Source organism: Sneathiella sp. D3-11, assembly GCF_055809395.1.
Genome location: NZ_CM147911.1, coordinates 142,298 through 154,575, shown reverse-complemented (window position 1 = coordinate 154,575; position 12,278 = coordinate 142,298). Strand labels below are relative to the sequence as shown.

The window sequence follows — 12,278 nt, the reverse complement described above, 5'->3', positions numbered from 1 at the left end:
GTCAGAGTTCCTCGCGGTTGGGTTTGAACTCTTTGGCGAGCAGTTCGGCGCGGGTGATATCGGCCTCCGCCATGCGGCTTTTATAGAGTTTCTGCAATTCGGCTGCGTCCTCTTCCCCCTCATTCGCGGCGAGGATAGCCCATTTCAGTGCCTGAACATCATCCTGCGCGACCCCCTCCCCTTCGCCGTAGCGCGCCGCGAGCTTGGCTTGCGCCTTGCCGTGGCCTTGCTGAGCCGCCCGTTCAAACCAGGTGAAGGAGGCATCTATATCCGCCGCCGTGCCATAACCATCGCGGTAGCTTTTGCCGAGGTTATACTGTGCCGCGGCCATGCCGGAATGAGCGGCAAGACGAATAAACTCGAAAGCGCGCGCCGGATCCTCTGGTACACCAAGGCCGTAGCTGTATAACTTGCCAAGGGTATATTGCGACGGCGCGAAATCGGATCGCGCGGAGTCTTCAAGAAGTGCAATGGCGTCCTTTTCTTTCTTCTGCGCCAACAGGGTCAGCGCATGATTATGCTGCGCGGGCGGATAGTCGGATTTAAGCGCCCGATCGTTCCAATATTCAGCCTTGGCGCTGTCCGGCTCTATCCCGCGTCCTTCCGCATACATGATGGAGAGGTTAAATTGCGCCTCCGGGTCGCCCGTTTTCGCAAGTTCCTCCCAAATGGCGACGGCCTCGGCGAAGCGACCCTGCTCAAACAATTCACCGGCGGCAAAGCCGCGTGTTTCTGCATTGAGCCGCTCGGCACGGATCTGGAACAGCGTAATCAGGCCGCCAATCCCCTCGCTCGCCAAAACGGGATGAAAACCCTCCCGATGGCTGATGGCGACGCTGGTGCCATTGATGAGGATATCGATGATTAGCGGCGATCCCAGAACCTCCCGCAGGCGCCAGTCAATCACCACGGGTTCGCGCTTCGGGCGGGTCAGGCGCGTGGTGACAAAGGTATCACGGGAGCCTTTTTCCTCGGTTGAAAGGATCGTAAACTCATCATCGGGATAACCGCCGAGCTGGCTGCCATATGAATATAGGTAGAAATCACGAAACAGGTTGAGAAATTCCTGCCGTTGATGCTGTGGCATATCGGTCCAGTCCGGCCCGACGACAAGCTCGGATATCAGCGTGAAGTGAAAATGTCGCCCGATAAGCGCCGCGAGATGGCTCTCCCGCGTGCGGAGTGGCGTATCCGTTTGAGAGAGGATATCCCGCGCCTGCTGCGATAACTCAAGGATAACCGCCTCGGCGCGCGTCGCCCGTTCCCCGGCAGTGGCAATCAAGGGCCCAGCCGCAAGGGCCATGATAAGCCCTGCCCCCAGCATCGCTATACGAAAGAGTGCCATCCTTACTTCCCCAACCTCCGGTCGCGCCATTCCACTTGATATAGTATGGACTTGGCTGAAAATTGCAAAAGGCTTTATCAGGAAGAGGATGGTGCCCGCACCCGGACTTGAACCGGGAAGCCCTTACGGGCGGCAGATTTTAAGTCTACTGTGTTTACCAATTTCACCATGCGGGCGGCGATTTGCAACCTACCCAATGAAACGTTGGGAAACAAGGGGATAATGGCGCAATTTCGAATTTTTGACTGCTCTTTTCGATGCCTTGCCAGACGAGACGCCCCGTCTTCTTCACGAATTGGTGATCAGGAAAACGGGCTCCTGTGTGATCCGCCCCTGATCCTAGCCCGTAAATCTAATCAAACACAGGTCGCGACTGAGTTTTGAAAAATAATTCTAAACCCCTGAGGAGGGAAAATGTCAAAACTTCTTAAACTACTCACTATCGTTTCTTTCGTTGGCATCTTTACGGCAGCCTGTGCGCAGGACAAAAAGATGGCTCACAATTCAATGCCTGCAGAAAAAGATATCGTGGTCACCGCTGTTGAGGCAGATGATTTTAACACCCTTGTCGCAGCCGTTAAGGCAGCGGGTCTTGTGGAAACACTTCAAAGCCCAGGGCCCTTCACGGTTTTTGCCCCGACAGACGCAGCATTTGCCAAGCTTCCCGCGGGCACGGTTGAGAATTTGCTGAAACCTGAAAACAAGGCGAAGCTGGTGCAAATCCTTACCTATCACGTCGTCTCCGGGGAGGTTCCGGCCTCTGCAGTAGTCGGCAAAATTGTTGAAGCCGACAGTGTTGAAGGCAGCAAGATCATGATTGACGGTATGGATGGCGTTATTCTGAATGGGTCCGCCAAGGTGATTACGGCCGATGTTAAGGCAAGCAACGGCGTTATTCATGTGATCGATACGGTTATCATGCCGCCGAAAATGTAGCTGAAAAAAGGGTCCTGTTTTCTCCCTTAGAGGATCCTCTCTTGTCGTTGTGGCGGCGTTTTGAAACAATCTCTCCCTTTTCAAATCGCTAGCCACACGACATACATATTGAAGCCGGCTATCAGGTCGTCTCAACCACAGACACTCTTTCCCCTTCAAGATATGCCACAAGTTCGCTATAGGCCGTATCGAGCGATGCCTTATCAAACGAGCGCAGGACAAGATTTGTCCCCACCTCGCCCTGGCGGAAATAAGGATAAGATCCCATTGAAACATCGGGATGTGCTTTCTGTAACGCGCCAAGCTTATCGGCCACCCGCCCTTCAGGAAGTCCCGCGCCGATTGTCCGGCTTAACATCTTCGGGCCGCCATGCAGTTCCGGTGCGATTTCTTCAAACATGGCTTGCATGATGGTCGGTACGCCAGCCATGACATAGACATTTTCAATCCTGAAGCCTGGCGCCTTGCTGACCGGATTATTGATCAGGCTGGCTCCATCGGGAATGCGCGCCATTCTTTTGCGGGCATCGTTAAATTCAATCCCGCTGGTTTCATAATGGCGGGTCAGCAGCGCCATGGCCTCGGGATGATGATCTATACCGACCCCGAAAGCCGCGGCGATGGAATCAGCCGTGATGTCGTCATGGGTTGGGCCGATACCGCCGGTCGTGAAGACATAATCAAACTTTGCGCGGAGGGCATTGACGGCTGCAACAATCTCGGCCTCGATATCCGGGACAACCCGCGCTTCGCTTAATTGTACTCCAATGTCGTTGAGCCGCCCGGCGAGCCAGGCCATATTTTTATCCTGAGTGCGGCCGGAAAGGATTTCATCTCCGATTATAAGAATTGCGGCTGTGACGATTTTTGCGGGCGCGGATTTCGAGTCTGACATGGAAATTCCCTGTAACTTCTGAACTTGGGGTTGTTCTTATCATAGCAAAATGATTACAAAGGGCATCTGCTATTTTACCCTCCGGAATATGTTTGACGTAAAATTATGAAGTTTCCTGCTTCCCTTATTAAAGGTCGTTTGATCAAGCGGTATAAACGCTTCCTTGCCGATATCGAACTGGAAAGCGGCGAGATGATTACGGCCCATGTTGCCAACCCGGGATCGATGATGGGGCTGAAGGACGAAGGGTTGACTGTCTGGCTATCCCTTTCTGATAATCCCAAGCGCAAGCTTCCCTATAGCTGGGAATTGGTGGAGGTGGACGGCGCTCTGGTCGGGATCAACACCGCGCATCCAAACGGCATCGTTGCCGACGCGATTGAGGGTGGGCAAATCGACGCGCTTGCCGGGTATGAAAACCTGACGCGGGAAGTGAAATACGGAGAAAATTCCCGAATTGATATCTTGCTCTCTGGGCATGATAAGCCGGATTGCTATGTGGAAGTTAAAAACGTAACCCTGAAACGCGATGATTCCTTGGCGGAATTTCCCGATTCAGTGACGGCGCGCGGCGCCAAGCATTTGAAAGAACTGGCCTCGATGGTCGAGCAAGGCCATCGGGCCGTGATGTTTTACCTGATCCAGCGAACCGATTGTACGAAATTTCAGATTGCAGCAGATATAGATCCGGTATATGCGGTGGCGTTTAAAGAGGCAATCGCTGCGGGAGTTGAAATTATCTGCTATGACTGCCACATATCGACCAAAGAGATTCGCCCCGGGTCGGCCATTCCGGTTATTCCTTAGTTTTTTTTAGGATGACATGGGGTATTATTCAAAGAAAACATGATTGAGCGCTTATGAGATATGAAACAAGTATAGATATGCCGGATCGTAACACCGGCGTTATCAAGCTGCATGGTCCCGAGGCATTCGAGGGCATGCGGACAGCAGGTCGTCTGGCCGCGGAAACATTGGATATGATCGCCGAGCATGTTGTGCCGGGTGTCACCACGGACGAGTTGAACACGCTTTGTGCGGAGTTCATCGCGGAGCGTGGCGGCATTTGTGCCCCGCTCAACTATCGCGGTTTTCCAAAATCCATCTGTACTTCCATCAATCATGTGGTTTGCCACGGCATTCCGGGTCCGAAAAAGCTCCAGAATGGGGATATTGTCAATATCGACGTCACCCCGACTGTCGATGGTTGGCATGGGGATACCAGCCGTATGTTCGTCGCCGGTAAGCCAAGTGTGAAGGCGTCGCGCCTGATTGATATTACTTATGAATCGCTTATGCGCGGGATTGAGGTGGTGAAACCCGGTGCAACAACCGGCGATATCGGCTATGCGATTCAGAATTATGCCGAAGGCAAGCGCTGCTCCGTGGTACGCGATTTCTGCGGCCATGGTTTGGGGCAGGTTTTTCATGATGTGCCGAATATTGTCCATTACGGCACGCCCGGTGAAGGAGTCGAGCTGCGCGCCGGCATGATTTTCACGATCGAACCGATGATTAATCTCGGTACCTGGCAGGTTAAAATCCTTGATGATGGCTGGACAGCGGTGACGAAGGACAGGTCCCTCTCCGCTCAGTTCGAACATTCCCTCGGTGTAACCGAAACCGGATATGAAATCTTTACCCTCTCGCCCAAGGGACTGGACAAACCGCCTTATGACGTCTGAGGCAGATAAACCGACAACGAAGACGGAGCTGCATGAATTGGATGCGCTTGACTTCGGTTTCGGTTTTGAAGATAGCCCTCCCAAGATGAAAGAGAAAGACGACCATCGCCTCGGCCATCGCGAGAGAATGCGCGAACGGGTGCTGCGCGCCGGAGCACGGAGCCTTGCGGATTATCAAATACTTGAAATGCTGCTCTTCGCCGCCTCCCCGCGTGGTGATACAAAACCACTCGCGAAGAACCTTCTCTCAACCTTTGGCAGCCTCTCGAAGGTTCTGAAGGCGGAACCGGAGGCGCTACGCAAGGTGCCGAAAGTTGGCGATGCGGCGATTGCCACCTTAAAAGTTGCTGAAACCCTTGGCGAGAAACTGCTTCGCGCGGAGATCGAGAAGAAAAATGTACTCGGCTCCTGGCAGGCTTTGCTCGAATATTGTCAAGGCACAATGGGCAACAGAGGAATCGAGCATTTCCGCATTCTGTTTCTCAATAACAAGAATCACCTGATTTCTGACGAGGTACAGCAAACCGGTACCGTCAACCATACCGCAGTTTATCCACGTGAAGTGGTGAAACGCGCGCTTGAACTTGGTGCAACGGCAATGATCCTTGTTCATAACCATCCGTCCGGTGATACCACGCCGTCAAAAGCCGATATCGATATGACGTCAGAGATCATGAGCGCCGCCGCTGCCCTCAGTATCCGAATTCATGATCATATTATTGTGGGCAACAGTAAATGCACTAGCTTCAAGTCATTGGGCCTGATGTAAAGGCTTGTGGCGCGACGGAAGTGGTTGAGATTTTGCGTTATCTCTGCTAGTCACCCGTTCTTCCAACAAATGTTTTCAGAAAGTAAGACCCGCCATGATCCCGCGTTATGCCCGAGAAGAAATGACTGCCATCTGGGAGCCGGAAAGCAAATTCCGTATCTGGTTTGAAATTGAAGCCCATGCCTGTGATGCGCAAGCCAAACTCGGTGTTATTCCCGAAGCTGCGGCGAAGGCCGTGTGGGAGCGCGGTAATTTCGATATTGACCGGATTGACGAAATTGAACGGGAAACCAAGCATGATGTGATCGCGTTTCTCACCAACCTTGCCGAATATGTCGGCGATGAGGCGCGCTTCGTGCATCAGGGTATGACGTCATCGGACGTACTGGATACCTGCCTGTCGGTGCAACTGACCAGGGCCTGCGATATCCTTCTCGATGATATGGACAAACTACTCGCGGCGTTGAAGGCGAAAGCCTACGCTCATAAAGACGACGTTTGTGTCGGTCGCTCTCATGGTATTCATGCGGAGCCGGTGACTTTTGGCCTCAAAATGGCGCAAGCCTATGCGGAATTTGATCGCAACCGCGAACGGTTGGTGAACGCACGAAAAGATATTGCGACCTGTGCAATTTCCGGTGCTGTCGGAACATTTGCGAATATCGACCCTTTCGTTGAGGAACATGTGGCGAAATCACTCGGCCTCACGCCGGAGCCTGCCTCGACGCAGGTGATCCCGCGCGACCGTCATGCGATGTTCTTTGCGACCCTTGGCGTGATCGCCAGCTCTATCGAGCGGCTCGCCGTTGAAATTCGTCACCTACAGCGGACGGAAGTGCTGGAGGCGGAAGAATATTTCGCGCCGGGGCAGAAAGGCTCTTCCGCCATGCCGCATAAGCGCAACCCGGTCCTGACCGAGAACCTGACTGGCCTTGCCCGTCTTGTTCGGATGGCGACAATCCCGGCAATGGAAAATGTCGCCCTCTGGCATGAACGGGATATCTCCCATTCCTCTGTTGAGCGCGGAATTGGTCCGGATGCGACGATCACGCTCGATTTTGCGCTCGCCCGCCTCACCTCCGTTATCGAGAAGCTGGTGATTTACCCGGAAAACATGATGGCGAATATGAACAAGCTCGGGGGCCTGATCCATTCGCAGCGTGTTCTTCTTGCTCTCACACAGGCCGGTGTCAGTCGAGAGGATTCATACCGTCTCGTGCAGCGCAACGCGATGCGTGTCTGGCGGGAGGGCGCGGATTTCCTCGAACTTCTGAAAGCCGATGAGGAAGTAACGAAAGCATTGTCGGATGAGGAGATCGAAGGCGTGTTCGACCTAGAATATCACACTAAGCACGTGGAGACGATTTTCCGCCGGGTCTTTGGCGACTAGACTGGTAAAAGAGGCGCAATTCCCATGCGCCTCCTTATACCGCAATTAACCTATTTGCCGGCGGCGATCTGTCCGCGTGCGACGGACAGCAGTTCTTCCATCTGGCGGCGGATGCGATGGTCTGACATTTCCACATTTGCCGCATCAAGATCTCCCCGGACTTTGCGAAAGACGTCTTCATCGCCCTTCTCTTCCATGTCGGAGATTATGACTTCCTTGGCGTAGGCCTCGGCGTCAGCACCTGTTTTGCCGAGAAGCTCAGCGGCCCAGCCACCCAACAACTTATTTCGGCGTACCATGATCTTGAATTCCATTTCCTGATCATGGGCGAATTTGCCTTCCTGGCCTTTTTTGCGATCGTCGAATCCTGACATATCCGTTTCCAGTCCTTAAAATCCTGTTTCAAATCACTAATTTGGTCTCTGGCAGTGCGTTATACCTAAGATGGTGTGCGCCGCCTAGCCCCGCAAGTTAATTTCTGAAGATTATACATCATTTAGCTGACAGGAAATGTTGTATTTCCGGTATTTCTGCATTATGTTCCGCTTGCTTTGACGGAGAGTGTTCTCCGACATGGCCAGACAGCGCCAATCTATTTCCGAATGACGGTCGTCTGACGTTTATTTCTCCGGCGGATAGCCGCCTTTTCGATGAGTTGGAGTTTATCCATGACCCGACGTAGACGAGTCTCACGAAGGCAAGGCAAAAGTTCTCTTTGAAGGTCCGGAATCGGGCACACTAGTACAGTATTTCAAGGACGATGCCACCGCATTCAATGGTGAAAAAAAAGCAACGGTCACCGGTAAGGGTGTTCTGAATAACCGTATTTCGGAATATCTGATGGTGAAACTTGCCGAAATTGGCATCCACAATCATTTTATTCGCCGCCTCAACATGCGTGAGCAGTTGATCAAGGAAGTGGAAATTATCCCTGTTGAGGTGATTGTCCGCAATGTCGCCGCCGGATCGATCTGCTCGCGTCTTGGGATTACAGAGGGAACGCCCCTGCCCCGTCCGATCATTGAATATTGCTTCAAGTCAGATGAACTCAATGATCCGCTGGTCTCAGAAGAGCATATCACAGCCTTTGGCTGGGCCAATCCATTGGAACTGGACGACATTATGAGTCAGTCGCTCCGTGTGAATGATTTCCTGCTCGGCTTGTTTGCTGGAATTGGCATTCGCCTTGTGGATTTCAAACTGGAGTTCGGTCGCTATTACGAAACTGATGAGATGCAGATTATCCTCGCTGATGAAATCAGCCCGGACAACTGCCGCCTGTGGGACGTTGTGACAAACAAGAAACTCGACAAGGACCGGTTCCGCCGCGATCTCGGTGATGTTGAGGATGCGTATCAAGAAGTTGCGCGCCGTCTTGGCATTATTCCCGAAGGTGGCCCCGGAGACTTGCAAGGGACAACCGCAATCCAGTAAAGGCGCATATTTAGCGCCTTTTTTTAAACCTTAAGAGGACCAGATGAAAGCACGTGTCTATATTTCCTTGAAAAACGGGGTTCTTGATCCGCAAGGGAAAGCGATTTCCCATTCCCTGCAGGGGCTTGGCTTCAAGAGTGTTGTGGATGTCCGTCAGGGCAAGACGATTGATCTGGATCTCGCCGATATGGATCGCGACGCAGCAGAGGCGGAAGTGGAAAAAATGTGCCAACAACTTCTCGCCAACACCGTGATCGAGAACTATACCATTGAAATGCTGGATTGACCGGACAGGGAGTTTTGGACAATGAAGGCCGCTGTTATTGTATTTCCCGCCTCAAATTGTGATCGTGACCTGAAAGTTGCCCTCACCCATTCCATGGGCCGGGAGCCGGATATGGTCTGGCATGGTGATAGCGAGTTGCCCGATACGGACTTGATCGCGATTCCCGGTGGATTTTCCTACGGAGACTATCTCCGCGCAGGGGCGATGGCCGCGAATTCCCCCATCATGCGCGAAGTTGTGAAGAAAGCCGAATCTGGCACGCCTGTTCTGGCAATTTGTAACGGTTTTCAGATAGCAACGGAAACTGGCATGCTGCCGGGTGCGCTTCTGCGGAATGCAGGGCAAAAGTTTGTTTGCCGCGATGTTGATTTGCTGATCACCTCACAGAATGAACGCTTTGTCGGCGGGTTTGAGCAGGGTGAAGTCGTTCGCTTCCCCGTCGCTCATCATGACGGCAATTTTTACGCGGATGATGACAAGCTCAATGAGTTGGAGGCAGAAGGCCAGGTTGCCTTTCGCTATGTCACGCCAGACGGGGAACAGACTGATGAGGCCAACCCCAACGGGTCCAGGAATAATATCGCCGGTATCTATAACAAAGTGGGCAATGTACTGGGCCTGATGCCGCATCCGGAACGGCTGATCTCTGATGAGCTTGGCGGGACTGACGGTAAACGCTTTTTCGATCATCTTGTAAATTCTATCGTTTGAAAATATGACTGAAATCACCAAAGACATCGTTGCCGAGCATGGCCTGACTGAAGATGAATATGCGGACGTCCTCTCAATTCTTGGTCGGACGCCGAACCTCACGGAACTTGGTATATTCTCCGTGATGTGGAGTGAGCATTGCTCCTATAAATCGTCCAAAAAATGGCTGAAAACTCTTCCCACAGAAGCGCCATGGGTGATTTGCGGTCCCGGCGAGAATGCGGGCGTTATCGACATCGGTGATGGGCAGGCCGCTATCTTCAAGATGGAGAGCCATAACCACCCCTCCTTTATCGAACCCTATCAGGGCGCGGCGACCGGCGTTGGCGGCATTATGCGTGACGTCTTCACCATGGGCGCACGGCCTATTGCCAATATGAATGCGCTTCGCTTCGGGCGTCCGGATCATCCAAAGACCGGACATCTCGTCTCTGGTGTGGTCGCGGGCATCGCAGGCTATGGCAACTGCATGGGTGTCCCGACAGTTGGTGGCGAGACTAATTTTCACGCTTCCTATGACGGGAATATTCTTGTCAATGCCATGACGGTGGGCCTTGCGGATACGGATAACATTTTTTATTCCGCTGTTGCCGGTATTGGTAATCCGGTGGTCTATGTCGGGTCAAAAACTGGGCGCGATGGTATCCACGGGGCGACCATGGCGTCGGCGGAGTTTGATGACGACAGCGAGGAAAAACGCCCCACGGTTCAGGTTGGCGATCCGTTCACGGAGAAACTCCTGCTCGAAGCCTGCCTTGAACTGATGGCGACCGATGCGATTGTTGCCATTCAGGATATGGGCGCGGCGGGCCTCACCTCGTCATCGTTTGAGATGGCGGACAAGGGTGGCGTCGGAATTGAGCTTAACCTCGATCACGTACCGATGCGCGAAGAAGGCATGACGCCCTATGAAATTATGCTCTCCGAAAGTCAGGAACGGATGCTGATGGTCCTGAAACCGGGCCGCGAAGAAGAAGCGCGCAAGATTTTTGAGAAATGGGAGCTGGATTTCTCCGTCATCGGTAAGGTGACTGATACGGGACGGATGGTCCTCACCATGAATGGTGAGATTGCTGCGGACCTTCCCGTCGCGCCACTTGCGGATGCCGCGCCGGAATATGATCGTCCCTGGATAAAGACTTCCGCCGCCGACAATCCTCAAAGGAGAGGATGTGCCGGAACCGGATGATCTTGGCGATGTACTTCTGAAACTTATGGGGTCTTCCGAAATTGCGAGTCGCAAATGGATTTGGGAGCAATATGACCATATGGTCATGGGCGATACGATTCAGCGTCCGGGCGGCGATGCGGCGGTAGTACGGGTGCATGGCACTCAAAAAGCGCTTGCAATTACAACGGATTGCACCCCGCGCTATTGCTACGCCGATCCGGAAATGGGTGGCGCGCAGGCCGTGGCCGAGACATGGCGCAATATCACCGCAACCGGCGGTAAACCGCTCGCTATTACCGACTGTATGAATTTCGGAAATCCGCAGCGGCCTGAGATCATGGGGCAGTTTGTCGGCTGTATCAATGGGATGCGCCGCGCCTGTACTGCCCTCGATTATCCGGTGATTTCCGGTAATGTCTCCCTCTATAACGAGACCAATGGCACAGGCATCTATCCCACACCGGCAATTGGCGGTGTCGGGTTGCTTGCGGATTATTCTATAATGACCACCCTCGCCTTCAAGTCTGAGGGAGATGTGGTGATGCTGCTCGGTGATTTAACGGGCGAGTTAGGGCAAACAATATATCTCCGCGAGATTGAAGGGCGCGAAGATGGCGCGCCGCCAACTGTCGATCTTGAAAAAGAGCGCAAACATGGCGATTACCTTCGGGAGATGATTGAAAAGGGTCTTATCACAGCGGCCCATGATATTTCCGATGGTGGCCTTGGCGTCGCGCTTGCCGAAATGGCGATTGCCGGGAATGTCGGCGCGGAAATCCTGTTGGATACTGCGTTGCCGTCCCATGCCGCTCTCTTTGCGGAAAATCAGGCTTGCTACGTGATTACAGTGAAGCCCGATAATGTGGAGATGGTGCGGGGATTTGCGCTTGCTGAAGATATTCCCCTACACATAATTGGAACGATCGGTCATACTGATTTGAAAATAGACGGCGTCCTCACCATATCCGTGAGTAGGCTGAAAAATGTACATGCAAATTGGCTGCCGGACCTTATGTCCCGTCCGGGTAGTGAATAGGAGTTTTGATCCATGGCAATGGATGCGAGTGAAATTGAACGGCTTATCAAGGAAGGCATCCCCGATGCTGTAGTGCAGATCACTGATTTGCGCGGAGACGGTGATCACTACGCCGCCATGGTAACCTCCGCCAGCTTTGCCGGGCTGCCGCGTGTTCGTCAGCATCAAATGGTTTATGAGGCGCTGCAAGGGAATATGGGAGAGGCTCTCCATGCCCTCGCCCTTCAGACCTCCGTGCCAGACGGACAATCGTAAGAACTAACATTAAAAAGGATCGATAAATGCTTGATCAAGTAACAAAAGATCGAATTTCCCAGGAAGTTTCTGGCAACGACGTAGTGCTTTTTATGAAGGGCTCCGCCATTTTTCCGCAGTGCGGATTCTCGGCGACGGCCGTACAAATCCTGTCGCATCTGGATGTGAAATTCAAAGGTGTCGATGTGTTGAGTGATCCGGGTGTGCGCGAAGGCATCAAGGAATTCAGCCAGTGGCCAACGATCCCGCAGCTTTACGTCAAAGGCGAATTTGTTGGTGGGTGTGACATCATGCGTGAAATGTTCGAAACCGGCGAATTACAGGAAATTTTTGAACAGAAACAGGTCGCCCGCGCATCGGCATAA

12 protein-coding genes, 1 tRNA gene and 2 pseudogenes are annotated in these 12,278 nt (G+C 52.9%); 11 read left to right on the top strand and 4 right to left on the bottom strand.

Features of this window, described 5'->3' with window-relative positions:
* Position 1: 1 nt before the first annotated feature.
* Together AC0L73_RS00780 and AC0L73_RS00775 are read right to left on the bottom strand one after the other, a co-directional pair.
* Positions 2 to 1,345 carry an ABC transporter substrate-binding protein gene (locus AC0L73_RS00780; protein ID WP_473654626.1) on the bottom strand — a complete coding sequence of 448 codons (1,344 nt, stop codon included), beginning with the start codon at positions 1,343 to 1,345 and terminating at the stop codon, positions 2 to 4.
* An 89-nt stretch (positions 1,346 to 1,434) separates the two neighbouring features.
* Positions 1,435 to 1,521: transfer RNA gene (locus tag AC0L73_RS00775), tRNA-Leu, on the bottom strand.
* Between the two features lie 238 nt (positions 1,522 to 1,759).
* Between AC0L73_RS00775 and AC0L73_RS00770 the strand changes: the two genes are divergently transcribed.
* On the top strand, positions 1,760 to 2,281 hold the full coding sequence (locus tag AC0L73_RS00770; protein ID WP_227952075.1) for a fasciclin domain-containing protein: 522 nt from the start codon (positions 1,760 to 1,762) through the stop codon (positions 2,279 to 2,281).
* 121 nt (positions 2,282 to 2,402) lie between these two features.
* Here AC0L73_RS00770 and AC0L73_RS00765 read toward each other — a convergent pair whose 3' ends face one another.
* A complete protein-coding gene (locus AC0L73_RS00765) occupies positions 2,403 to 3,176 on the bottom strand; it encodes a competence/damage-inducible protein A (protein WP_227952074.1) in 774 nt (257 codons plus the stop codon).
* Positions 3,177 to 3,281: 105 nt separating this feature from the next.
* Between AC0L73_RS00765 and sfsA the strand changes: the two genes are divergently transcribed.
* From sfsA to purB, 4 genes are all read left to right on the top strand, one after another.
* Positions 3,282 to 3,983 carry a DNA/RNA nuclease SfsA gene (sfsA, locus tag AC0L73_RS00760; protein ID WP_227952073.1) on the top strand — a complete coding sequence of 234 codons (702 nt, stop codon included), beginning with the start codon at positions 3,282 to 3,284 and terminating at the stop codon, positions 3,981 to 3,983.
* Positions 3,984 to 4,060: 77 nt separating this feature from the next.
* A complete protein-coding gene (gene map, locus AC0L73_RS00755) occupies positions 4,061 to 4,861 on the top strand; it encodes a type I methionyl aminopeptidase (RefSeq protein ID WP_227952072.1) in 801 nt (266 codons plus the stop codon).
* The gene (gene radC, locus AC0L73_RS00750) at positions 4,851 to 5,630 is read left to right on the top strand and encodes a RadC family protein (protein ID WP_227952071.1); all 780 of its coding nucleotides are present in this window, start codon (positions 4,851 to 4,853) and stop codon (positions 5,628 to 5,630) included. Before map ends, radC begins: the two co-directional genes overlap by 11 nt.
* A gap of 94 nt (positions 5,631 to 5,724) precedes the next feature.
* A complete protein-coding gene (gene purB, locus AC0L73_RS00745) occupies positions 5,725 to 7,020 on the top strand; it encodes an adenylosuccinate lyase (RefSeq protein WP_227952070.1) in 1,296 nt (431 codons plus the stop codon).
* Between the two features lie 50 nt (positions 7,021 to 7,070).
* Here the strand turns inward: purB and AC0L73_RS00740 are convergent, their stop codons facing one another.
* Entirely contained in the window at positions 7,071 to 7,394 is a 324-nt protein-coding gene (locus tag AC0L73_RS00740; RefSeq protein ID WP_473654625.1) for a DUF1476 domain-containing protein, read from the bottom strand.
* Positions 7,395 to 7,688: 294 nt separating this feature from the next.
* On the opposite strand from AC0L73_RS00740, the pseudogene purC reads away from it, so the two are divergent.
* From purC to grxD, 6 genes and pseudogenes are all read left to right on the top strand, one after another.
* Positions 7,689 to 8,454 (top strand): annotated as a pseudogene (purC, locus tag AC0L73_RS00735) (phosphoribosylaminoimidazolesuccinocarboxamide synthase).
* Positions 8,455 to 8,497: 43 nt separating this feature from the next.
* On the top strand, positions 8,498 to 8,740 hold the full coding sequence (gene purS, locus AC0L73_RS00730; protein ID WP_227952067.1) for a phosphoribosylformylglycinamidine synthase subunit PurS: 243 nt from the start codon (positions 8,498 to 8,500) through the stop codon (positions 8,738 to 8,740).
* A 21-nt stretch (positions 8,741 to 8,761) separates the two neighbouring features.
* A complete protein-coding gene (gene purQ / locus AC0L73_RS00725; RefSeq protein ID WP_227952066.1) occupies positions 8,762 to 9,451 on the top strand; it encodes a phosphoribosylformylglycinamidine synthase subunit PurQ in 690 nt (229 codons plus the stop codon).
* 4 nt (positions 9,452 to 9,455) lie between these two features.
* A pseudogene (purL, locus tag AC0L73_RS00720) lies at positions 9,456 to 11,658 on the top strand (phosphoribosylformylglycinamidine synthase subunit PurL).
* Between the two features lie 12 nt (positions 11,659 to 11,670).
* On the top strand, positions 11,671 to 11,913 hold the full coding sequence (locus AC0L73_RS00715; protein WP_227952064.1) for a BolA/IbaG family iron-sulfur metabolism protein: 243 nt from the start codon (positions 11,671 to 11,673) through the stop codon (positions 11,911 to 11,913).
* Between the two features lie 26 nt (positions 11,914 to 11,939).
* Positions 11,940 to 12,278 (top strand): Grx4 family monothiol glutaredoxin, encoded by a 339-nt coding sequence (gene grxD, locus AC0L73_RS00710; protein WP_227952063.1) that lies wholly within the window; start codon positions 11,940 to 11,942, stop codon positions 12,276 to 12,278.

Excerpts from the sequence above, each read along its gene's own strand:
- AC0L73_RS00770 (WP_227952075.1), top strand. The coding sequence starts at position 1,760 with ATGTCAAAACTTCTTAAACTACTCACTATCGTTTCTTTCGTTGGCATC.
- grxD (WP_227952063.1), top strand. The coding sequence starts at position 11,940 with ATGCTTGATCAAGTAACAAAAGATCGAATTTCCCAGGAAGTTTCTGGC.
- AC0L73_RS00740 (WP_473654625.1), bottom strand. The coding sequence starts at position 7,394 with ATGTCAGGATTCGACGATCGCAAAAAAGGCCAGGAAGGCAAATTCGCC.
- AC0L73_RS00765 (WP_227952074.1), bottom strand. The coding sequence starts at position 3,176 with ATGTCAGACTCGAAATCCGCGCCCGCAAAAATCGTCACAGCCGCAATT.
- purS (WP_227952067.1), top strand. The coding sequence starts at position 8,498 with ATGAAAGCACGTGTCTATATTTCCTTGAAAAACGGGGTTCTTGATCCG.
- purB (WP_227952070.1), top strand. The coding sequence starts at position 5,725 with ATGATCCCGCGTTATGCCCGAGAAGAAATGACTGCCATCTGGGAGCCG.
- AC0L73_RS00715 (WP_227952064.1), top strand. The coding sequence starts at position 11,671 with ATGGCAATGGATGCGAGTGAAATTGAACGGCTTATCAAGGAAGGCATC.
- AC0L73_RS00780 (WP_473654626.1), bottom strand. The coding sequence starts at position 1,345 with ATGGCACTCTTTCGTATAGCGATGCTGGGGGCAGGGCTTATCATGGCC.
- purQ (WP_227952066.1), top strand. The coding sequence starts at position 8,762 with ATGAAGGCCGCTGTTATTGTATTTCCCGCCTCAAATTGTGATCGTGAC.
- sfsA (WP_227952073.1), top strand. The coding sequence starts at position 3,282 with ATGAAGTTTCCTGCTTCCCTTATTAAAGGTCGTTTGATCAAGCGGTAT.
- map (WP_227952072.1), top strand. The coding sequence starts at position 4,061 with ATGCCGGATCGTAACACCGGCGTTATCAAGCTGCATGGTCCCGAGGCA.
- radC (WP_227952071.1), top strand. The coding sequence starts at position 4,851 with ATGACGTCTGAGGCAGATAAACCGACAACGAAGACGGAGCTGCATGAA.